This window comes from Streptomyces sp. NPDC031340, assembly GCF_055569945.1.
This window is the reverse complement of the sequence record NZ_JBVIIE010000022.1, coordinates 60,098-80,217: the sequence shown is the minus strand read 5'-3', so window position 1 is coordinate 80,217 and position 20,120 is coordinate 60,098. Positions and strand designations below refer to the sequence as shown.

Genomic DNA, 20,120 nt, shown 5'->3' with positions numbered 1-20,120 from the left:
CGAACAATGGTCGCAGTGACGGACAAGCATTGATGATATGAAGCCCCAGAAGGGTGTCAACATCTCGCGCACGTCCGATACTTCGGCCACCGGAAGCCGACCCACCGCGGCCGGTCACCGGCTCCCGACGTGATTCCCGACTCCTAGGAGCGCCGTTGTCCTCCGCACCATCGTCCGCCTTCACCCGCGCGGGGCTGGCAGCGGCCCTCCTGCTGCCGGCCGCCTTCCTGGGCGCATGCTCCGTCATCGGCGGCGACGGCGGCTGTCACGGCACGGAAGCCGAACTCGAGCGGCTGGCCGCACAGCCACTGCTCGACGCGGCGCCTGCCGGCGCCACGGCACCCGCCAACTACCGCGGCGTGGGCGTGAGCACCGCATGCGACGACGACAGCGCCGGGGAGCCCTGGCTGCACGCGGACCGTCTGTACGCCTTCCCCGGCAAGCCCGTCGACGTCATCGCCTACTACACCAGGGCAGCCGCCGCGGCCGGCTGGCAGGCCGAGCACGACCCGGACCCCGGGGCGGAGTCCGGGTCCGTGGCGGGCGTCTGCTGGTCCAAGACCGAAAAGAAGCGGCACCTGCTGCTCAACGTCGACTTCAAGCCCGGTGGCTGGTCGCCGACGCCCAAGGTGGGCAAGGGAATCGCCTACGCGGTGTCGGTCGGCAGCACGGCGGACGGCGGTGGCGGCGACGAGGCCACCTGCCGGCAGTGAGCCTCCAGTAGCGCAGCGGTGGGCCGGGCAAAGGGCGGCCCACCCCGTTCGGACGTGCGCCGAAGGTCCCGGCTCCCCCGGGACCCACAGCCCTCCGCGCCGCCCCATAGGGCCGTACCGCCCCCTGCCGCCGCGCCCCTAGCGTCGGGGCCATGGCCGCGAAGAAGACCGTTTCGGTGAAGAAGACCCCGCCCGTCCGCAACGCCACGGCGCGTGACGAGCGCCGGCACGAGCATGTGGCCGCTCTGCGGCAGAGCGAGGCGCGGCAGCGGGCGTTCCGGCGGCGGGCCGTCGTCGTCGGCGGCGTCGCCGTCGTGCTCGCCCTGGCCGCCGGTATCGGCATCGGGCTCGCCGCGGGCGACGGGTCCGATTCCCCGTCCGGGGGTGGCAAGGCGAGCGCGAAGCTCGTCACGCCGGCCCACGCCGGCGGTCCCGGCGGCACCATGATCACCTGGGGGAAAGCCGGCGCTCCGACCACCGTCCAGGTGTACGAGGACCTGCGCTGCCCGTACTGCGCCGCGTTCGAGAAGGACCTGGACGCCACGCTGGCCTCGATGGTGGACTCCGGGAAGGTCAAGGTCGAGTTCCACATGGCCGCGTTCCTCGACAAGCGGCTCGGCGGTCAGGGGTCGCAGACCGGGCTGGCGGCGCTGGGCGCGGCGCTCGACGAGAGCGTCGGCAAGTTCAAAGCGTTCCACGACGCGCTGTACGCCGCCCAGCCGAAGGACGAGAGCACGGACACCTTCGGCAGCAGCGCCAAGCTGCTGGAGATCGCCGGCAAGGTGCCGGGGCTGCGGACGCCCGCCTTCAACAAGGCCGTCAAGGAGGGCACTTACCTGCCCTGGGCGGCGAAGGTGGCGGACGCGTTCTACGACAGCGACGCCACCGGCACCCCGACGGTCAAGGTCGACGGGCGCACCGTCAACGTCCTCGACAGCACCGGTGAGCCGGTCAGCGCGGCGGCCTTCACCCAGGCGGTGGAGCAGGCGGCGGCTGCGGGATGACTCGGCTCGCCCGCCCGGCGGAAGGGGCGGCGAAGGTCCCGGTGGTCCGGGACCAATGGCCTGGTCCGCCGTGCCCTGCCGAATGCCAGGCTGAGCACGCCGGGTCCGCCGTGTCATCGCGGACACCCGGCTGAGGAAGCCACGTCCGTACAGCCCCGGAGGAGGATGGACAGCACAGATGTCTTCGCGTGCCGTACGGCGCTGGCTTCCGAACCAGCACGGAGCCTGGGCGATGCTGGTCGTGCCGTTCCTGGCGGGCATGCTGCTGGGGGACCCGACGCCGTGGCACGCCCTGCTGCTGCTCGCCTGGCTCCTCGGCTACCTCGCCGTCTTCCACGTCCAGCAGTGGCTGCGGCTGCGGCACAACTCCCGCAATCCCGGAGCCGCCGCCCGTCACACGCGTCCGGTGCGGGTGTTCACGGCGGCACTGGCGCCGTGCGGCGTCGCCCTCGTCGTGCACGCGCCCTGGCTGCTGCTCGCCGCCGTCTGCGCCGCGCCGTTCCTCGCCGTGAACTGCCGGTACGCCTGGCGCAACCGTGAGCGGGCCCTGGTCAACGGGCTCGCCGCGGTCGTCCCGGCGTGCGGCATGCTGCCGGTCGCCCTGCTGCTCGGCGGGGGCGGGATCGCGGACGCCTGGAGGCCGACGCTGGCCTGCCTGCTGTACTTCGCGGGCACCGTCCTCTACGTCAAGACCATGATCCGTGAGCGGGGCAGCGCCTCCTACCGGTGGGCCTCGGGCGGCTACCACGCCGTGGCGCTCGGCGTCGCGGCCGCCGTCCTCGGACCCTGGCTCGCCGGGTTCTTCGCGGTGTGCCTGGGGCGGGCGCTGGCCGTGCCGGCGCTCGGCCGGGTGCGGGTGAGCGCGGTCGGGGCCGGGGAGGCGGTGCTGTCCGTGCTGCTCCTCACCGCGCTGCTGCTGTCCTTCGGGTGACGACGCCCCTACGACGCCCTCACGCCCATCACCCGCCCTCGCCTCACGCCGCCCGGCGCCCCCGTTCCCGGTGCGCCCGCACGATCTCCGCGTACCGGTGTCCGCTGCCCTTGATGGTGCGCGCCTGGGTGCGGTAGTCGACGTGGACCAGGCCGAAGCGCTTGTCGTAGCCGTAGGCCCACTCGAAGTTGTCGAGCAGCGACCAGGCGAAGTAGCCGGCCAGCGGGGCACCCTTGCGGGCGGCGGAGGCGCAGGCGGCGAGGTGGCGTTCCAGGTAGTCCTGGCGCTCGGGATCGTGGACGGTGCCGTCCGGGCGCACGACGTCCGGGTAGGCGGAGCCGTTCTCGGTGACGTGGATCCGGCGCGGACCGTATTCGTCGGTGAGGCGCAGCAGCAGGGTCTCGATGCCACTCGCGTCGACCTCCCAGTCCATGCCGGTGCGCGGGACGCCGAGGCGGCGGACCGTGCGGACGCGGGGCGGCGGGGCGGCGGGGTCGTCGGCGACGGTGACCGGGAAGTAGTAGTTCAGGCCGAGCCAGTCCAGCGGGGCTGCGATCACCGCCATGTCGCCCTGCCTCTCGGGGAGTTCGACGCCGTACACCTCGCGCATGTCCGCCGGGAAGCCGCGGCCGTGGACGGGGTCCAGCCACCAGCGGTTGACGTGGCCGTCCAGCCGGCGTGCCGCCCGGACGTCCTCGTCGCGGTCGGTCGCGGCGTGCACGGTGGAGAGGTTGTTGACGATGCCGACCTCGGCGCCGGGGGCGGCGGCGCGGATCGCCTGTACGGCGAGGCCGTGGCCCAGCAGCAGGTGGTAGGAGGCGCGGACGGCGGCCGTCAGGTCGGTCCAGCCGGGGGCCATCGTGCCTTCCAGGTGGCCGATCCACGCCGAGCAGGAGGGCTCGTTGAGGGTCGCCCAGTGGGTGACGCGGTCGCCCAGGCGTTCGGCGACGGCGGAGGCGTACTCGGCGAACGCCAGGGCCGTGTCCCGCTCGGGCCAGCCGCCGCGGTCCTGCAGCACCTGGGGCAGGTCCCAGTGGTAGAGGGTGACGGACGGGGTGATCCCCGCCTGGAGCAGGCCGTCGGTCAACTCGTCGTAGAAGGCGAGGCCCTTGGGGTTGGCCGGGCCGTCGCCGCCGGGCAGGACGCGCGGCCAGGCGATCGACAACCGGTAGGCGTTGACGCACAGCCGCCGCATGAGGGCGATGTCCTCGCGCCAGCGGTGGTAGTGGTCGCAGGCGATGTCTCCGTGGTCGTTGCCCGCGATCTTTCCGGGGGTGTGCGAGAAGGTGTCCCAGATCGACGGGGAGCGGCCGTCCTCCGCGACGGCTCCCTCGATCTGGTACGCCGATGTGGCCGTCCCCCACAGGAAGTCGGGCGCGAGTGCGGCGAGGTCGATGGTCACGGAAGTCCCTTCACATACGGCTACGGGTCACTGGTACGGATCACTGGTACGGGTCATTTGACGGCCCCGGCCGTCAGACCGGCGACGAGGTAGCGCTGGAGCAGCAGGAAACCGGCGACCACGGGCACGCTGACGACCAGCGAGGCGGCCATGATCTGGTTCCAGTAGACGTCGTTGAGGGTCGAGTAGCCCTGGAGGCCGACGGCGAGGGTGCGGGTGGTGTCGTTGGTCATCACCGAGGCGAACAGCACCTCGCCCCAGGCGGTCATGAAGGCGTAGACGGCGACGGCGACGATGCCGGGGACCGCGGCCGGCACGACCACGCGGAAGAGCGCGCCGAGCGGGCCGCAGCCGTCCACCAGCGCCGCCTCGTCCAGGTCGCGCGGCACCGAGTCGAAGTACCCGATCAGCATCCAGATCGAGAACGGCAGGGAGAAGGTCAGGTACGTCAGGATCAGGCCACCGCGGGAGCCGAACAGGGCGATGCCGGTGGTCTGGCCGATGTTGACGTAGATCAGGAACAGCGGGAGCAGGAAGAGGATGCCGGGGAACATCTGTGTGGACAGCACGGTGACCGTGAAGACGCGCCTGCCGCGGAAGGAGTGGCGGCTGACCGCGTAGGCGGCGAACACCGCGATCACCACCGAGCAGACGGTCGCCGCGCCCGCCACGACCAGGGAGTTCACGAAGTACCGGGCGAGCGGGACGGTCGACCAGATGTCGATGTACGGCCGTACGGTCAGGCCGCTGGGCAGCCAGCGGAACTCGCCGGAGACGTCCCCGAGCGGCTTCAGCGAACTGGACACCATGACGTACACCGGCAGCAGGACGAAGCCGCTGAGCAGGGTGAGGAAGATCCGCCGCGACCACAGGAAGGAGCGGGGCGGGGCCGTCGGGGAGTCAGGCACGGCCGGTCCTCCGTTCGCGTGAGGTGACGGCCAGGTAGACGCCGGTGACCAGGAGCAGGAAGAGCAGCAGCAGGACGGACATCGCCGAGCCGGTGCCGAAGTTCCAGGTGACGAAGGACGCCTGGTAGATGTGCACGGAGATCAGGTCGGCGGCCTGCGGGGCAGCCCTGCCGAACAGGACGTACGGTGTGTTGAAGTCGTTGAACGTCCACAGGAACAGCACCAGGACGAGAACCTGGTTGACCGGGCGCAGGGACGGCAGGGTGATGCGGCGGATCCGCTGCCACATCCCGGCGCCGTCCAGGGCGGCCGCCTCGTACAGCTCCCGGGGGATGTTCTGCAGGCCGGCCGTCACGATGAGGAAGGCGAACGGCCAGCCCTTCCACACCGAGACGGTGAGCAGGGCGTAGAAACTGTTGTCGCCGATGAGCCAGAAGGACGGCCGTCCGGTGAGGTGCAGCTGGTCGTGCAGGACGTGGTTCACCAGGCCGTTGTCGTGCTGGAACATGAACACCCAGGTGATGACGGCGGCGTAGACCGGCAGGGCGTACGGCACCAGGAACAGGGCCCTGAGCAGTCCGCGCCCGCGGAAGGCGTCCTGCATGAAGACCGCCGCCGCCGTCCCGACGGCCCAGCACAGAGCGACGGACAGCAGGGTGAAGGCGACGGTGACGAGGAACGAGTGCAGCAGCGCCTCACCGACGGGAGCGTCGACGTCCACGGAGACGCGGTAGTTGTCGAATCCGGACCAGGGGGCGGCGCCCCAGTCGCGGAGGGTGAACTGGGTGAGCTGCTTGAAGCTCATCGCGATGCCGATCACCATCGGCACCAAGTGGACGAGGAGTTCGAGGGCCAGGGCGGGCAGGAGCAGCAGGTAGGGCAGTCCGGCGCGGCGCAGCCGTCCGGTGCGGCGGGGGCTTCGCGCCGCACCGGGAGGGGTCCTGCGCACGGTCTTGCGAGCGGCCCGCCCGGTGGCGGTGATCGTCATCGGCTCGGGCTCACTTCGCGGGCATCTGCTGCTGGGCCTTGGCGAGTCGGGCTCTCACCGACTCGGTGGTGACCGGGCGTCCGGCGGCCGCGTCGGCGAACAGTTCCTTGACCGCGGTGCCGACGGCGGTCTCGAACTGGGACTCGTCGGCGACCTGGGGCAGGGCGGCGGCGCTCGTGGCGAGGGTGTCCTTCAGCACCGTGGTGGCGGGGGCGCTGAACGCGGCGTCGGACTGGGCTGACTTGACCGGCGGGATGGAGCTGTAGGCCTTGTTGAGGATCTTCTGTTCCTCGTCGCCGGTCATGAACTTCACGAACCGGGTGGCGCCGTCGAGGTTGTCGGTGTTCTTGAAGACGGCGAGGTTGATGCCGGCGACCATGGAGTTGACCTGGGTTCCGGTGCCGGGGGTGCCGGACCGGACGGGGACGGGCGCGATGCCGTAGTCGGCCGCGTCCATGCCCTGGGACGCGAGGTTGGCGGCGGCGGACTGCCACAGCAGCATGGCCGTCCGGCCCTTGGCGAAGTCGCTGACGGACTGGTTCTGCGCGTACTCGGCGTTGCCGGGCGGGATGACCTTGTCCTTGGCCATCAGGCCGACGTACTGCTCGACCGCGGCGACCACCTTGTCGCCGGTGAAGTCGGGTCTGCCGTCGGGGGTGAAGAAGTCGGCTCCGTGCTGCTCGGCGAAGACGAAGACGTGGTGGATGTTCTCCGACACGTTGGAGCCCTCCGCGCCCAGCGCCTGCTTGCCCGTCGCCTTGATCTTCTTGCCGTCGGCAATCAACTCGTCCCAGGTGGCGGGCGGTTGCTCGATCCCGGCGTCGGCGAAGATCTTCTTGTTGTAGTAGAGCGCGTACGCCATCGAGTACAGCGGCACGGCGGCCGGGTCCTGGCCGGCCGCGCCGGTCGAGCCGAGGGCGGAGTCGACGAAGCGGTCCTTGCCGCCGATCTTCGCGAGGTTCTTCGCGTCCCAGGGCAGCAGCGCGCCCGTGGCCTGCAGGGAGGCGCTCCAGGTGTTGCCGATGTTGAGGACGTCGGGGCCCTGGCCGGAGGTGGTCGCGGTGAGGATCCGGTTGAGCAGGTCGGACCAGGGCACGACCTCCAGCTTCACCTTGATGCCGGTCTGTCTCTCGAACTTGTCGAGTTCGGGCTGGAGCACCTTCTTGTCGACCGCGATGCTCGCGCCCTGGTTGGACGCCCAGTAGGTGAGGGTCTTGGGCGAGTCGTTCGACCCGCCGCCAGTGGCCGAACCGCCTCCGCAGGCCGTGGCCGCGAGGGCGAGTGAGAGGGTGACGGCGCCTACGGCCGCGGCTCGGTTGCTGCGCATGGCTCCCGGTGTCCCTTCGGGGTGGCAACTCATGACGTCGTGCGTTCAGGGCCGTCATGACTTAATTTAGGACGTGAGTTAAACCTCAAGGGATGCGGTCGTCAAGGGGTCCGGCAGCGCTTGCCGGACCGCCGCACGCCACACGGCACTCCTCGCCCCGCCCTTTGCGGTGGCGCGGAACTCCCCGCCCCGCCCTTGCGGCGGCACGGAACTCCGGTCACGCCTCTTGACGCGCCCGTTCCGGCAGTTGAAGCATTCACCGGCGAGAGAGCGCTCCCAAACCGACGCCGTGTTCACTTCCTGAACAGGAGAGCCGCCCATGCCTGACAGCCGCCCCACGCCCGACCGAGGTCCCACGGCCGCGCCCGTCACAGGCCGCGCCATCGGCCGCAGAACCGTCCTCGGCGCCGCGGCCGTTTCGGCCCCCGCGGTCCTGGGCCTGTCCACGGCCGCGGCCGCCGCAGGCGGGACGGACCACGCCACGGGGGCCGCGGGCGGGACGGGCGACACCGCGGCCGCCGCCCCGGCCGGGCGGAGGAAGCCGCGCCGCCTCCCCGGCGGGGGCGCCCTCGGCCCGAACGTCCTGGTCTTCGACCCGTCCATGCCGGACATCCAGGCCAGGCTGGACGAGGTGTTCCAGCGGCAGGAGTCGGCCCAGTTCGGCACCGGCCGCTACGCGCTGCTGTTCAAGCCCGGCACCTATCAGGGTCTCAACGCCCAACTGGGCTTCTACACCTCCATCGCCGGGCTCGGCCTCTCCCCCGACGACACGACGATCAACGGCGACGTCACGGTCGACGCCGGCTGGTTCGGCGGCAACGCCACGCAGAATTTCTGGCGTTCGGCGGAGAACCTCGCCCTCGTCCCGGCGAACGGCACCAACCGGTGGGCGGTGGCGCAGGCGGCCCCCTTCCGCCGCATGCACGTACGCGGTGGCCTCAACCTCGCACCGTCCGGCTACGGTTGGGCGAGCGGCGGCTACATCGCGGACAGCCGCATCGAGGGCCAGGTCGCCCCGTACTCGCAGCAGCAGTGGTACACCCGCGACAGCGCGATCGGCAGCTGGCTCAACGGCGTCTGGAACATGGTCTTCTCGGGTGTCGAGGGCGCCCCCGCGCAGAGCTTCCCGAACCCGCCGTACACCACGCTCGACACCACCCCCGTCTCCCGGGAGAAGCCCTTCCTCCACGTGGGCGGCAGCGGCGAGTTCCGCGTCTTCCTGCCCGCGAAGCGGACCGACGCGCGCGGCGTCAGCTGGGGCAACGGCACGCCGCGCGGCACCTCGCTGCCGCTGTCCCGGTTCTACGTCGCCAGGCCGGGCGACTCGGCCGCCACCCTCAACCAGGCGCTCGCCCAGGGCCTGCACCTGCTGCTCACCCCGGGCATCTACCACGTCGACCGGCCGGTCCAGGTGAACCGCCCCGGCACGGTCGTCCTCGGCCTCGGCTACGCCACGATCGTCCCCGACAACGGCGTCACGGCGATGCGGGTCGCCGACGTCGACGGGGTCCGGCTGGCCGGGTTCCTCATCGACGCGGGCCCGGTCAACTCCCGGACCCTGCTGGAGATCGGGCCGCGGGGCGCCTCGCGGGACCACTCGGCCGACCCCACCACCGTGCAGGACGTCTTCGTCCGGATCGGCGGCGCCGGCGCCGGCAAGGCCACCACCAGCATCGTCGTCAACAGCCGGCACACCATCGTCGATCACACCTGGATCTGGCGCGCCGACCACGGCACCGGCGTCGGCTGGGAGACCAACCGGGCCGACTACGGACTCATCGTGAACGGCGACGACGTGCTGTGCACCGGTCTGTTCGTGGAGCACTTCAACAAGTACGACGTGCAGTGGTACGGCGGACGCGGCCGCACCATCTTCTTCCAGAACGAGAAGGCGTACGACGCCCCGGACCAGGCCGCGATCCAGAACGGGTCCGTCAAGGGCTACGCCGCCTACAAGGTCGGCGACGGCGTGACCGAGCACGAGGGCTGGGGCCTGGGCAGCTACTGCTACTACAACGTCGACCCGACGATCACGCAGCACCACGGCTTCTCCGCCCCGGACCGGCCGGGAGTGCGCTTCCACGACCTGCTCGTCGTCTCCCTCGGCGGCAACGGCCAGTACGAGCACGTGATCAACGAGACCGGGGCGCCGACATCGGGCACGTCGACGGTGCCGTCCACGGTGGTGTCGTACCCGTGAGCCGGGGCGGGCCCGCCCGCGCGTGGGCGGGGCCGCCGTGCCGGGCAAGGGCACGGGCACCGGGTCCGGGGGCGCCCAGGTGTCGGACGGCAGTCCGGGGCGTCCTCGCAGAGCTGGGCGCATGTGTGAGGCCGAGCTGACCCGTGTCCCCGAAGGCGGCTCCGCCTACGCCGCGCCGCCTTCGCCTTCCCTTTCGCCGTCGGGGTGCCGTACGGCCTTCTTCAGGTCGGCCTCGACGTCGCTGCGGGAGACGTCCTCGGCCTTGGCGTACTCGGTCACCGAGGCCTGGACGTCGCGGGCGAGGTCGCGCCAGGCCCGCCATGCCGTCTCGTAGGTGTCGGTCTGCCGCTGCGTCCAGCCACCCTCCAGGGTCGGCGGCCCGTAGGTCTCCCGCAGCTCCTCGACGCGGTTGTGCGCCTGGTCGGCGGCCCGCTGCTTCTCCACCAGCTCTTCGAAGGTGTGTGCCACACAAAGGGAGCTTAGGTCGACAAATGCCACACCGCGCGCCGACGGGGCCGGCGCGCGGTGTGGACGGTGGGGATCAGGCCAGGTCGAACCGGTCCAGGTTCATGACCTTGTCCCAGGCGGCGACGAAGTCCTTGACGAACTTCTCCTTGGCGTCGTCGCTGGCGTAGACCTCGGCGACGGCACGCAGCTCGGAGTTCGAGCCGAAGACCAGGTCGACGCGGCTGCCGGACCACTTCAGCTCGCCCGTGGCACGGTCACGGCCCTCGAAGGTCTCCGCGTCCTCCGACGTCGGCTTCCACTCGATGCCCATGTCGAGCAGGTTGACGAAGAAGTCGTTCGTCAGCGACTCGGGCGTCGGGGTGAACACGCCGAGCTGGGAGCCCTGGTGGTTGGCGCCCAGCACGCGCAGGCCGCCCACCAGGACCGTCGTCTCGGGCGCGGTCAGCGTGAGCAGGTTCGCGCGGTCGAGCAGGAGGTACTCCGACGGCAGCCGGTTGCCCTTGCCGCGGTAGTTGCGGAAGCCGTCCGCGGCCGGCTCCATCTGCGCGAAGGACTCGACGTCCGTCTGCTCCTGCGAGGCGTCCATACGGCCCGGCGTGAACGGGACCTGGATGTCGAAGCCGGCGTTCTTCGCGGCCTGCTCCACGCCCGCGCAGCCGGCGAGGACGATCAGGTCGGCGAGCGAGATCTTCTTGCCGCCGGTCTGCGAGGAGTTGAAGGACTCCTGGATGCCCTCGAGGGTGCTCAGCACCGTGGCGAGGGCGTCGGGGTCGTTGACCTCCCACTCCCGCTGCGGGGCGAGGCGGATCCGGGCGCCGTTGGCGCCGCCGCGCTTGTCGCTGCCGCGGAACGACGAGGCCGACGCCCAGGCGGTGGACACCAGCTGCCCGACGGACAGACCCGAGTCGAGGATCTTGCCCTTGAGCGCCGCGACGTCGTCGGCGTCCACGAGCTCGTGGTCGACGGCCGGGATCGGGTCCTGCCACACCAGCGTCTCCTGCGGCACCAGCGGGCCGAGGTAGCGCTGGATCGGGCCCATGTCGCGGTGCGTGAGCTTGAACCAGGCGCGGGCGAAGGCGTCCGCGAACTGGTCCGGGTTCTCCAGGAAGCGCCGGGAGATCTGCTCGTAGACGGGGTCGAAGCGCAGCGAGAGGTCCGTGGTGAGCATGCGCGGCTCGCGCTTCTTCGACGGGTCGTGGGCCTCCGGGACGGTACCGGCCCCGGCGCCGTCCTTCGGCCGCCACTGCTTGGCGCCGGCGGGGCTGTCGAACAGCTCCCACTCGTACCCGAACAGCGTCTCGAAGAAGCTGTTGTCCCAGGTCGTCGGGGTCGGCGTCCAGGTGACCTCAAGGCCGCTGGTGATCGCGTCGCCGCCCTTGCCGCTGCCGTAGCTGCTCTTCCAGCCCAGGCCCTGCTCCTCCAGGGGCGCGGCCTCGGGCTCGGGGCCGACGGCGTCCGCGGGGCCGGCGCCGTGGGTCTTGCCGAAGGTGTGGCCGCCGGCGATGAGCGCGACGGTCTCCTCGTCGTTCATCGCCATGCGGGCGAAGGTCTCACGGATGTCGCGGGCCGCGGCGAGCGGGTCCGGGTTGCCGTTGGGGCCCTCCGGGTTGACGTAGATGAGGCCCATCTGGACGGCGGCCAGCGGGCTCTCCAGCTCGCGGTCGCCGCTGTAGCGCTCGTCGCCGAGCCAGGTGCGCTCGGGGCCCCAGTAGACGTCCTCGTCGGGCTCCCAGACGTCCGCCCGGCCGCCGGCGAAGCCGAAGGTCTTGAAGCCCATGGTCTCCAGGGCACGGTTGCCCGCGAAGATCATCAGGTCGGCCCAGGAGATCTTGCGGCCGTACTTCTTCTTCACCGGCCACAGCACACGGCGCGCCTTGTCGAGGTTGGCGTTGTCGGGCCAGCTGTTGAGCGGCGCGAACCGCTGCATGCCCGCGCCGGCGCCGCCGCGGCCGTCGTGGACGCGGTACGTGCCCGCGCTGTGCCAGGCCATGCGGATGATCAGCGGCCCGTAATTGCCGAAGTCGGCCGGCCACCACTCCTGGGAGGTGGTCAGCACCTCGTCGACGTCCCTGGCCAGGGCGTCGAGGTCGAGGCTCTGGAACTCGGCGGCGTAGTCGAAGTCGCCGCCCATCGGATCGGACGCGGAGGAGTGCTTGCGCAGAACCGCCAGGTTGAGCTGGTTCGGCCACCAGTCACGGTTGCTTCCGCCCTCGGTCGGGTGGCTGAAGCGTCCGGCGTGGACCGGGCAGCCTCCCGCGCTCTCGTCGTTCATCTCTCCCACTACGGCGTCAGGACTGTCGGCCACGGGAATCCTCCATGGATCAAAGAGTGTGCTCAGTAACCGGTGCGGTGGAACTGGTGGAACGGATGGAATCGATGGAACGGTCGGAGCAGTCGGGGCACAGGCCCCAGTAGACGATCTCGGCCTCGTCGACGACGAAGCCCTGATCGTCGGAGGCGGTCAGGCAGGGCGCGCTGCCGACGGCGCAGTCGACGTCGGCGATGACCCCGCAGGACCGGCACACGAGGTGGTGGTGGTTGTCCCCGACCCGCGCCTCGTAGCGCGCGACGGAGCCGGGCGGCTCGATGCGCCGCAGCAGACCGGCCGCGGTCAGCACCCGCAGCACGTCGTAGACGGCCTGGTGGGACACCGCGCCGAGGTGTTCACGCGCGATGCGGGTGATCGCGTCCGTGTCGGCGTGCGGATGACCGTGCACCGCGGACAGCACCGCCAGCCGAGGGCGCGTCACCCGGAGGGCGGCCGCTCGCAACATGCGCTCGAAGTCCGAAGTCGCGGTCACAAGCCGCAGTCTTGTCCCTTTCCTGGAATCAATCAAGTTCTGGAAGAGATCAAGTTGAAGATCGAGCTGAAGAATGCCGTCCCGCCGAGGGCATGCCTTCCCTCGACCCTGGCACCCGAGCAGCGCCGGGCTTCGCCGTCGCCGAGAGGCTTCACCGATCGGTCACCCGTTCGCCATAGTGGTACGCGTGCGTCGCCTCCGCCTCCGGAGCGGCACGCCACGAGAACGCCATGAGAGGCGATCGAGCTGTGCGGCCGGCCTTCTCCCGCCACCGCCGGGCGCCGCGGCCGGAAGGGCCGGCGCCCGCGGACCGGTGCGTCACGTCCGAGGTGGTGCTCCGCGACCTGCGCGGCACCGAGATCGGCCGGCTGCGCTTCCGCGCCTGCGGCGTCTGCCGGGCCGGACGCATCCTGGACGTGCGGGTCGTCGACGAACGCCGACGCGAGGGTTTCGGACGCGAGCTCGTGCTCGCCCTGCTCGCGCGCTGCCCTGACCACCGCTGGACCACCACGCTCCAGACCCGCCCGGGCCGCCGCTTCTTCGCCGCGATGACCGAGGAGACGGCGGTCCCCTTCCCCCGGGGCGGCCCCCTCTGCGAACACCTGCCGGGCCGCCTCACAGGCCGACTCACCCGCGCCTGGCGGACGACCCGCCGGGAGAAGGGGTGGGACGACAGTTGACGCGTTGGGGCCCGGTGCGACGCGCGCACCGGGCCCCAAGCATCGGAAGTCAGCCGGTTCAGCGCCCAGCAGCCAGCCGTACGAAGTCAGTCCACGCTTCGGGACCGAAGGCGAGCCGGGCCGCTGCGGGCCGCTTCGAGTCCCTGACGAGGACGGCTCCGGAAGTGGCAGCGACTTCCACGCATTCGCCGCCGCCACCTGTGCTGTAGCTGCTCTTGAACCAGGCGGATTCTGGCACGGCGTGCGCTATGCGAACGCTCATGGCTCTCCCATCAGTTTCTTGATGAAGGCTGTTGACTCGCTCGGCGTCAAGGCCTGTGATCGGAGGATGCCATACCGGGCCTCCAGCTCACGCACCTTGGACACCTCGGTGTAGAGCCGACTGTCGTCCTGTACCTCTGCGTACGCGATCCGCTGGCCCTTGTCCGTGTCGATCAGCGTGAAGGGGCCGCCCAAGGCGGCATTGTCCTCGCGGTCGGTCGGCATCACCTGCACTTCAACATGCCTCAACTGGGCTGTCAGCAGGACTTGTTCCAAGGCTCCACGCATGACCCCCCGGCCGCCCAGCGGCCGCCGCAGAACCGCCTCTTCGATCACGAAGCTCATCAGCGGCGCAGGCCGCCGACTGAAGACCTCTTGTCGAGCCAGGCGGGCTTCCAAGCGCTGTTCGATGGTGTCGTCGGGCAGCAAAGGGCGCTGCATCTGGAAGACGGCTCGTGCGTAGTCCTCTGTCTGCAACAAGCCCGGAACCGCGTAGACCGCGTAGAGGTTCAAGCCAGCAGCCCGAGCCTCCAAGCGAGCCGCGTCCCTGAAGTAGGCCGGATATTGAGCCCGTCCCACCTCCTCCCTCAGCGCCGTGAGCAAGCCGCCGGCACCCAGCACCTCGTCCGCCCGCTCGATGAACCGGGCCTGCGGAATCCGCCTCCCCTGCTCGATCGACGCGACCATGTCCGCCGAGTAGCCGACTTGTTTGCCGAACTCCGCCCTGTCCATCCCCGCCCGTACCCGCAGCAGCTTCAACTGCCGCCCGAACGCGGTCACCACGCCCGTCGCCGGCTCGTCCTCCGGCCGCTGCTGCCGCTGTCCCGCTTCCACGTCCCTCACGGTCACCGCCCTGCCCACCTCTTGCCGCACCTCGCCGGACACAGGGGTCGCGCCCGCCCCGAAGGGTTAACGCCGCGGCATCACCACAGGTCACGCCGTGCCCCGGGCACGAGTCGAGGCCCGACGCGCTGCCCGCTGTTCGGCGGCCACGGCTCGTGAACTCCCGCCAGTGCGCGCCCTTTTGCGGCGGGCCCTGTCCCGTCACACTGGTGTGGCTCGGCACCGGTCCGGCCCCTTTCTCGGGCGGGAGAGGCGCGACTTGGGGGAGTGAGTTACGGGGTGGCAGCCAGCGATCCGTCCGACGACGAGGTGCGTGCGGCACTCGACAAGTTCCTGGCACGCGGCCGGAGCAGGCGTCCTGGTCCGTCCGCTGCGGATTTCGACCTCACCCGCCTGCACCTGCTCGAAGGCAGCGTCACCCGATGCGTCGAAGAGCGCACCGAGGGGGTACGGCACGAGCCCGGCACCGTCGGCCTCTCGGAGCGACCGCTCTACGACGTGCTGCGGGACTACGAGCTCGGCCCACACGACAAGCCCATCGACCAGCCGCTCGAACTGGTCCAGCGCGGCACGGTGCATCTCAGGTCCTGCGACTGCGGCAACGGCCGACGGCAGTGCGCCGACTGCGACGGCAAGAAGTACCGCCCGTGCGAGCCGGCCCAGGTATGCACCGTGTGCCAGGGCGTCACCGCATGCACGCAGACCGTCAAGCACGACCGCGGACTGCCCGGCACCCGGCGCCGACCGCCCGAGCCGGGCCGGGCCGACCGGCCCGACGAGCGGGTGAAGTGCGAGGCCTGCGGGACACCCGACAGCGCGTGCCCCCGGTGCCGGGGCTGGGGGAAGGTCAGATGCCCGGAGTGTCAGGCGAGTGGGCGCATCCCCTGCACACCGTGCGGGAAAGCAGGCACCGTCGAGTGCAATACCTGTCACGGGCACGGGAACCTGACGTCCTGGACAGCGGGACGGATCAAGTGGACCTCACAACCCAAGAACGTGCCGCCCCCCGTCCCACGGCCCCGGCAGGTGGCATCGGAACTGGACTCGGGCGGCTGGCGCGAGGACCGGCTCGACGCTCACGATCCGCTTCCCGACGACCTCTCCCCCGAGCACCGCTCGGCCCTCGAACCGCACCTGCGGCTGTGGAAGGGAGAGAAGGACCGCAAGACCGTGATCCAACGGCTCACGGTCGTCAGGGCGACGCCGCCCGGCTCCGGCAACCTGGAGTTCTACATCTTCCGAAGCGCCGACGGACAACTCGTCGTCCGTCGGAAGGTGTCGGAGGAGGGACGGAGGAAGGTCTTCCTGGCCGTGGCGGCGGTCGTCGCCCTCGTCGTCCTCGTACTCGTCCTGGCCCGTTGACCGGCCCGGCCGCCGGGCAGCACCGTCGCGGGGGTGCGGCCGTCCGTCAGCCGTCTCTCCCTCGCGTACCACCCCGTACAGAGCACCCGACCGCCCGGTACGAAGGGCCGACGTCAGCGCGTCACCGCCGGTGACGCTGGGCCACGAGACGCCGCGTGAGTGCATGACCACAGCCCAATCACCCATCATGGTGCACCAGTTCGCGATGTGCTTCAGCTCCACCCCGCGCGGCGCCCGCCTCGCCCGACGGCTGTGCGGGACCCGGCTCGACACCTGGGGCATCCCGTACGGCAGCGACGCGCACGACATCGTCACCCTCGTCACGGCGGAGCTGTGCGCCAACGCCGTCCGGCACGGGCACGTGACCGGCCGGGACTTCCACGTCCTGCTCACCGCCGACCCGGCCACCGGCACCGTACGGATCGAGGTCAGCGACACCCGCGGTGAACGCCTGCCCCGCATCCCCACCACCCTCCCGGAGGCCGACGGCCCCAGGGACGGCGGGCGCGGCCTGCTCCTCGTCGAGGCACTGGCGGACCGGTGGGGCTGTCCACCGCGCGCCACCGGCGGGCCCGGCAAGACCGTCTGGGCGGAGTGCGCCGTCGAGCGATGCTGAATGAACCAGATCCCGGCAGCGGCCTTCCCCGGTGACGCGACGGGCCACGCGGCGGGCCCCGGAACGCCCGCCGTCGTTCGACGCCGACTGCTAGTCTGCGAGAGGCCCATACCGTGTATCGAGGAGTCTCAGACGTGGCGGGTGAAGACGACATCTCGGGGTGAGACCCGGATCTGACGGCCACCGGCCGGCGCTCGGGAGCGCTGCCGACGTGGTCCGTTTCGTCGTTCCCTCTTTCCCACGTCTACCCAGGGCAGGGGTCTTGTTCTGCCCTCAGTCTCTTCGAGGTCGCTTCCATGTCCGACGCCGCCATCGTCTGCTCCGGCCTGTCCTTCGCCTGGTCCGACGACACCCCCGTCTTCCATAACCTGTCCTTCACCGTGACCGCCGGCCGCACCGGTCTGGTCGCCCCCAACGGCTCCGGCAAGAGCACCCTGCTCAAGCTGATCGCCGGTGACCTCAAGCCCGCCACCGGCTCGGTGTCCGTCGGCGGCACGCTGGGCTACCTCCCGCAGAGCCTGCCCCTGGCCGGTGACCTCACGGTCGCCGAGGTGCTCGGCGTCGCCGCGGTGATCCGTGCCCTGGACGCCGTGGAGTCCGGGGACGTCAGCGAGGAGCACTTCACCACCATCGGCGACGACTGGGACGTCGAGGAGCGCACCCGCGCCCAGCTCGACCGTCTGGGCCTCGTCGGACTCGCCCTGGACCGCACCCTGAGCACGCTCAGCGGCGGCCAGGTCGTCTCGCTCGGCCTCGCCGCCCAACTGCTCAAGCGCCCCGACGTGCTGCTGCTCGACGAGCCCACCAACAACCTCGACCTGGAGGCCCGGCACCAGCTGTACGACGCGCTGTCGGACTTCACCGGCTGCCTGCTGCTGGTCAGCCACGACCGCGCGCTGCTCGACCGCATGGACCGCATCGCCGAACTGGGCGGCGACGAAGTGCGTTGCTACGGCGGCAACTTCACCGCGTACGAGGAGGCCGTGCGCGCCGAGCAGGAGGTCGCCGAGAAGAACGTCCGCAACGCCGAGCAGGAACTGAAGCGGGAGAAGCGGGAGATGCAGCAGGCCCGCGAACGCGCCGAGCGCCGTGCGAGCAACGCCGCCCGCAACCTCAAGAGCGCTGGCCTCCCCCGCATCTTCGCCGGCAACATGAAGCGCGGAGCGCAGGAGTCCGCGGGCCGGGCCGGCCAGACGCACGCGGCCCGGGTCGGCGAGGCGAAGGCCCGCCTCGACGAGGCCGGACGCGCGCTGCGCGACGAGCAGCGCATCACCCTGGACCTGCCCGGCACCAAGGTGCCCGCCGGGCGCACCCTCTTCCTCGGCGAGGGGATGCAGGTCCGCCTCGGGGAGAAGGCCGTCTTCGCCGCGGGTGGCATCGACCTGACCGTCCGGGGACCCGAACGCATCGCGCTGACCGGGCCCAACGGTGCCGGAAAGACCACCCTGTTGCGGCTGATCACCGGCGAACTCGTCCCGGACAGCGGGGAGATCAAGCGTGGTGACGGCCGGATCGCCTACCTTTCGCAGCGCCTGGACCTGCTCGACCTGGACCGCACGGTGGCGGAGAACTTCGCCGCGTTCGCACCGGAGCGGCCCGAGGCGGAGCGGATGAACCTGCTCGCCCGGTTCCTGTTCCGGGGCGCACGGGCACATCTGCCGGTCCGGGTGCTCTCCGGCGGCGAACGGCTGCGCGCCACCCTGGCCTGCGTGCTGTGCGCCGACCCAGCCCCGCACCTGCTGCTGCTCGACGAGCCCACCAACAACCTCGACCTGGTCAGCGCGGGCCAGCTGGAGAGCGCGCTCGACTCCTACCAGGGCGCGTTCATGGTGGTCAGCCACGACGAGCGGTTCCTCGCCGAGATCGGCGTGAACCGCCGGCTGCGGATGGCCGACGGAACCCTCACGGAGGTGGGAGCTCCCGCGGTGTGAACCCCGCGGTGTGAACCACCGGAGTGTGCAGCGGTAGCGGTCCGTGTCCGGGGCCCGGTGGGCCCCGGCGCCCGGTTCTCCACGCCTGCGCGACGCGTCGGCAGGGCCGTGAACTGCGACTGGGCGCACGGCGAAGCCCGGCCGGTGAGAGCCCGCTCAGACGGTGATGGTCTTGTACTCGGTGTAGGTGGCGAGGCCGACCGCGCCGTACTCGCGGCCGATGCCGCTGGCCTTGAAACCGCCGAACGGGCCGTCGAAGGCGACGGCGGCGCCGTTGACGGTGACGGTGCCGGTGCGGAGGCGGCGGGCGACCGCCAGTGCGTGCTCCTCGTCGGAGGACCAGACGCCGCCGGAGAGGCCGTACTCGGAGTCGTCGGCGATGCGGACGGCGTCGTCCTCGTCGTCGTAGGCGATGACGACCAGGACCGGCCCGAAGATCTCCTCGCGTGCGATCCGCATGGAGTTGTCGACGTCGGCGAAGACGGTGGGCGTGACGTAGTTGCCCTTCTCCAGGCCCTCCGGGATCTGCGGGCCACCGGTGACCAGGCGGGCGCCCTCCTCGATGCCGAGCTGGATGTAGTCGCGGACCCGCTGCTGCTGGTCGGGCCGGATCATCGGGCCGATGAACGTGTCGGGGTCGGCGGGGTCGCCGACGTCGAGTGACTCCACCAGCTCCTTCAGCGCGGTCACGACCTCCTCGTACCGGCCTCGTGGGGCCAGGACGCGGGTCTGGGCGATGCACGACTCGCCGTTGTTGAGCAGGGAGCCGAACTTCAGGCCCGCGACGGCCTGCTCGATGTCGGCGTCGGGAAGGATGATGGCGGCGGACTTGCCGCCCAGCTCCAGGCTGACCCGTTTGAGCTGCTCGCCCGCGATCGAGGCGATGCGCCGGCCGGCCCGCGTCGAGCCGGTGAAGGCGATCTTGTCGACCCCTTGGTGCGAGACCAGGTACTCGCTGGTCTCCCGGTCCGCGGGCAGGACGCTGATCACGCCCTCGGGCAGGTCCACCCGCTCCAGCAGTTCGGCCAGGAAGCCCATGCTCAGCGAGTTCTCCGGGGACACCTTCAGAATCACGGAGTTGCCGGTCACCAGGGCCGGGATGATCTTCGAAGTGGCCGCGGAGAAGGGCGAGTTCCACGGAATCACCGCGGCCACGACGCCGACCGCCTCACGGCGCACCACGCTGCGCACCGGGGACGCCGGGTCGGAGGACACGAGGGTCTCCTCCCAGGCGAACTCCTCCGCCGCCTTGAGGTAGGCGTTCGCCTGCCGGGTGAGGCCGGGCTGCCCGGCACGGGTGAACCAGCCGGCCGAACCGTTCTCCAGCGATATCAGGTGCGCGACCCGGTCCGCGGCCTCCTCGCGCAGTGCGTTGAAACGCCGCAGGGCCGCGATGCGCTCCGGCGGCGGCGCCAGACGCCACTCACCCGCGTCGAAGGAGGCCCGGGCCGCGGCGACCGCGCGGTCGATGTCCGCCGGCTGCGCCTGTGCCGCACGGCCGACCACCGACCGGTCGTGCGGCGAGACGATGTCGAGCGGTTCCGAGGCGCTCGGCTCGGCCCAGGAGCCTCCGATGAAGAGTCGGTCGTAGGTGATCACGCGCATCCCTCTTTCGATTTCTTCTCATCTCTCCCGATTCGCCCCGATGCCTCAGCGTCTCGGGCAGGGAAGGTCCCAGCCATGTA

The 20,120-nt window shown here is 71.0% G+C and carries 18 protein-coding genes; 8 read left to right on the top strand and 10 right to left on the bottom strand.

The window, feature by feature from the left end; all coding sequences use genetic code 11:
* The first annotated feature begins 155 nt into the window (after positions 1–155).
* From ACZ5GT_RS19080 to ACZ5GT_RS19070, 3 genes are all read left to right on the top strand, one after another.
* Positions 156–713 carry a hypothetical protein gene (locus ACZ5GT_RS19080; RefSeq protein ID WP_469025030.1) on the top strand — a complete coding sequence of 186 codons (558 nt, stop codon included), beginning with the start codon at positions 156–158 and terminating at the stop codon, positions 711–713.
* A gap of 152 nt (positions 714–865) precedes the next feature.
* On the top strand, positions 866–1,717 hold the full coding sequence (locus tag ACZ5GT_RS19075; RefSeq protein WP_469025026.1) for a DsbA family protein: 852 nt from the start codon (positions 866–868) through the stop codon (positions 1,715–1,717).
* A gap of 178 nt (positions 1,718–1,895) precedes the next feature.
* Entirely contained in the window at positions 1,896–2,648 is a 753-nt protein-coding gene (locus tag ACZ5GT_RS19070) for a YwiC-like family protein (protein WP_469025019.1), read from the top strand.
* Positions 2,649–2,691: 43 nt separating this feature from the next.
* Here ACZ5GT_RS19070 and ACZ5GT_RS19065 read toward each other — a convergent pair whose 3' ends face one another.
* The 4 genes from ACZ5GT_RS19065 to ACZ5GT_RS19050 are packed head-to-tail and all read right to left on the bottom strand — an operon-like array spanning position 2,692 to position 7,273.
* Complete coding sequence (locus tag ACZ5GT_RS19065; RefSeq protein WP_469025012.1) at positions 2,692–4,050, bottom strand: GH1 family beta-glucosidase; 1,359 nt, start codon at positions 4,048–4,050, stop codon at positions 2,692–2,694.
* A 53-nt stretch (positions 4,051–4,103) separates the two neighbouring features.
* On the bottom strand, positions 4,104–4,958 hold the full coding sequence (locus tag ACZ5GT_RS19060; RefSeq protein ID WP_469025005.1) for a carbohydrate ABC transporter permease: 855 nt from the start codon (positions 4,956–4,958) through the stop codon (positions 4,104–4,106).
* The gene (locus ACZ5GT_RS19055; RefSeq protein WP_469025002.1) at positions 4,951–5,946 is read right to left on the bottom strand and encodes a carbohydrate ABC transporter permease; all 996 of its coding nucleotides are present in this window, start codon (positions 5,944–5,946) and stop codon (positions 4,951–4,953) included. The genes ACZ5GT_RS19060 and ACZ5GT_RS19055 overlap by 8 nt, the downstream gene beginning before the upstream one ends.
* Before the next feature lie 10 nt (positions 5,947–5,956).
* Positions 5,957–7,273, bottom strand: coding sequence for an ABC transporter substrate-binding protein (locus ACZ5GT_RS19050; protein ID WP_469024999.1), 1,317 nt, complete (start codon positions 7,271–7,273; stop codon positions 5,957–5,959).
* Between the two features lie 319 nt (positions 7,274–7,592).
* On the opposite strand from ACZ5GT_RS19050, the gene ACZ5GT_RS19045 reads away from it, so the two are divergent.
* The gene (locus ACZ5GT_RS19045) at positions 7,593–9,473 is read left to right on the top strand and encodes a coagulation factor 5/8 type domain-containing protein (RefSeq protein WP_469024996.1); all 1,881 of its coding nucleotides are present in this window, start codon (positions 7,593–7,595) and stop codon (positions 9,471–9,473) included.
* Between the two features lie 165 nt (positions 9,474–9,638).
* Here the strand turns inward: ACZ5GT_RS19045 and ACZ5GT_RS19040 are convergent, their stop codons facing one another.
* From ACZ5GT_RS19040 to ACZ5GT_RS19030, 3 genes are all read right to left on the bottom strand, one after another.
* Positions 9,639–9,941, bottom strand: coding sequence for a hypothetical protein (locus ACZ5GT_RS19040; protein ID WP_398279997.1), 303 nt, complete (start codon positions 9,939–9,941; stop codon positions 9,639–9,641).
* A gap of 73 nt (positions 9,942–10,014) precedes the next feature.
* Complete coding sequence (gene katG, locus ACZ5GT_RS19035; protein WP_469025250.1) at positions 10,015–12,213, bottom strand: catalase/peroxidase HPI; 2,199 nt, start codon at positions 12,211–12,213, stop codon at positions 10,015–10,017.
* Positions 12,214–12,262: 49 nt separating this feature from the next.
* Positions 12,263–12,715, bottom strand: a complete 453-nt coding sequence (locus tag ACZ5GT_RS19030) for a Fur family transcriptional regulator (protein ID WP_469025248.1) — start codon at positions 12,713–12,715, stop codon at positions 12,263–12,265.
* 257 nt (positions 12,716–12,972) lie between these two features.
* Between ACZ5GT_RS19030 and ACZ5GT_RS19025 the strand changes: the two genes are divergently transcribed.
* Positions 12,973–13,422, top strand: a complete 450-nt coding sequence (locus ACZ5GT_RS19025) for a GNAT family N-acetyltransferase (protein WP_469024991.1) — start codon at positions 12,973–12,975, stop codon at positions 13,420–13,422.
* A 58-nt stretch (positions 13,423–13,480) separates the two neighbouring features.
* On the opposite strand, the gene ACZ5GT_RS19020 is transcribed toward ACZ5GT_RS19025, so the two are convergent.
* Both ACZ5GT_RS19020 and ACZ5GT_RS19015 read right to left on the bottom strand, forming a co-directional pair.
* Positions 13,481–13,684, bottom strand: a complete 204-nt coding sequence (locus ACZ5GT_RS19020) for a DUF397 domain-containing protein (protein WP_469024988.1) — start codon at positions 13,682–13,684, stop codon at positions 13,481–13,483.
* The gene (locus ACZ5GT_RS19015; RefSeq protein WP_469024985.1) at positions 13,681–14,517 is read right to left on the bottom strand and encodes a helix-turn-helix domain-containing protein; all 837 of its coding nucleotides are present in this window, start codon (positions 14,515–14,517) and stop codon (positions 13,681–13,683) included. The genes ACZ5GT_RS19020 and ACZ5GT_RS19015 overlap by 4 nt, the downstream gene beginning before the upstream one ends.
* A 288-nt stretch (positions 14,518–14,805) precedes the next feature.
* Here ACZ5GT_RS19015 and ACZ5GT_RS19010 point away from each other — a divergent pair, with 288 nt between their 5' ends.
* The 3 genes from ACZ5GT_RS19010 (at position 14,806) to abc-f (ending at position 18,435) form a co-directional block, all read left to right on the top strand.
* Positions 14,806–15,888 (top strand): hypothetical protein, encoded by a 1,083-nt coding sequence (locus tag ACZ5GT_RS19010; protein ID WP_469024980.1) that lies wholly within the window; start codon positions 14,806–14,808, stop codon positions 15,886–15,888.
* 163 nt (positions 15,889–16,051) lie between these two features.
* Positions 16,052–16,504 (top strand): ATP-binding protein, encoded by a 453-nt coding sequence (locus tag ACZ5GT_RS19005; RefSeq protein WP_469024973.1) that lies wholly within the window; start codon positions 16,052–16,054, stop codon positions 16,502–16,504.
* 296 nt (positions 16,505–16,800) lie between these two features.
* On the top strand, positions 16,801–18,435 hold the full coding sequence (gene abc-f, locus ACZ5GT_RS19000; protein ID WP_469024965.1) for a ribosomal protection-like ABC-F family protein: 1,635 nt from the start codon (positions 16,801–16,803) through the stop codon (positions 18,433–18,435).
* A gap of 156 nt (positions 18,436–18,591) precedes the next feature.
* Here abc-f and ACZ5GT_RS18995 read toward each other — a convergent pair whose 3' ends face one another.
* Positions 18,592–20,034 (bottom strand): aldehyde dehydrogenase, encoded by a 1,443-nt coding sequence (locus tag ACZ5GT_RS18995; RefSeq protein ID WP_469024958.1) that lies wholly within the window; start codon positions 20,032–20,034, stop codon positions 18,592–18,594.
* Positions 20,035–20,120: the final 86 nt, after the last annotated feature.

Excerpts from the sequence above, each read along its gene's own strand:
- ACZ5GT_RS19075 (WP_469025026.1), top strand. The coding sequence starts at position 866 with ATGGCCGCGAAGAAGACCGTTTCGGTGAAGAAGACCCCGCCCGTCCGC.
- ACZ5GT_RS19055 (WP_469025002.1), bottom strand. The coding sequence starts at position 5,946 with ATGACGATCACCGCCACCGGGCGGGCCGCTCGCAAGACCGTGCGCAGG.
- abc-f (WP_469024965.1), top strand. The coding sequence starts at position 16,801 with ATGTCCGACGCCGCCATCGTCTGCTCCGGCCTGTCCTTCGCCTGGTCC.
- ACZ5GT_RS19025 (WP_469024991.1), top strand. The coding sequence starts at position 12,973 with ATGAGAGGCGATCGAGCTGTGCGGCCGGCCTTCTCCCGCCACCGCCGG.
- ACZ5GT_RS19005 (WP_469024973.1), top strand. The coding sequence starts at position 16,052 with ATGACCACAGCCCAATCACCCATCATGGTGCACCAGTTCGCGATGTGC.
- katG (WP_469025250.1), bottom strand. The coding sequence starts at position 12,213 with ATGAACGACGAGAGCGCGGGAGGCTGCCCGGTCCACGCCGGACGCTTC.
- ACZ5GT_RS19020 (WP_469024988.1), bottom strand. The coding sequence starts at position 13,684 with ATGAGCGTTCGCATAGCGCACGCCGTGCCAGAATCCGCCTGGTTCAAG.
- ACZ5GT_RS19070 (WP_469025019.1), top strand. The coding sequence starts at position 1,896 with ATGTCTTCGCGTGCCGTACGGCGCTGGCTTCCGAACCAGCACGGAGCC.
- ACZ5GT_RS19045 (WP_469024996.1), top strand. The coding sequence starts at position 7,593 with ATGCCTGACAGCCGCCCCACGCCCGACCGAGGTCCCACGGCCGCGCCC.
- ACZ5GT_RS19030 (WP_469025248.1), bottom strand. The coding sequence starts at position 12,715 with ATGTTGCGAGCGGCCGCCCTCCGGGTGACGCGCCCTCGGCTGGCGGTG.
- ACZ5GT_RS19050 (WP_469024999.1), bottom strand. The coding sequence starts at position 7,273 with ATGCGCAGCAACCGAGCCGCGGCCGTAGGCGCCGTCACCCTCTCACTC.